Below are 411 nucleotides of genomic sequence, written 5' to 3'. Positions count from 1 at the left end.
CAAGGCTTATTAAATGGACAAAGTGGCATAGGCCCTATCACCCATTTTGATACAACAGATTTTGGCACCAAGTTCGCCGGTTTAATTAAAGATTTTGATGCCACTGATTACATGGCAAAAAAAGATACCAAGAAAATGGATTTATTTATCCAATATGGTATCGCTGCAGGTCTTCAGGCGTTGGACGATTCTGGCTTAGAAATCACCGAACAAAATGCTGATCGCGTTGGTGTAGCTGTAGGTTCTGGTATTGGTGGCTTGTCTCTGATTGAAGAAAACCACGAAAAGCTTCTAAATGTAGGCCCACGTAAACTGTCGCCCTTTCATGTGCCATCGACCATTATTAATATGATCTCTGGCCATCTTTCAATTATGAAAGGTCTGCGTGGACCGAATATCTCCATTGTTACT

1 protein-coding gene is annotated in these 411 nt (G+C 41.4%); it reads left to right on the top strand.

Going from position 1 to position 411, the window contains the following annotated elements; translation table 11 throughout:
- Positions 1-411 (top strand): beta-ketoacyl synthase N-terminal-like domain-containing protein (locus CWC14_RS18770; protein WP_283957466.1); only part of this gene is annotated, 411 nt, incomplete at both ends.

The sequence above is a fragment of the Pseudoalteromonas sp. S3260 genome (assembly GCF_005886925.1).
Lineage (GTDB): Bacteria > Pseudomonadota > Gammaproteobacteria > Enterobacterales > Alteromonadaceae > Pseudoalteromonas > Pseudoalteromonas tetraodonis.
The sequence above is the reverse complement of the archived record's forward strand: the minus strand, read 5'-3'. Positions and strand labels throughout refer to the sequence as shown.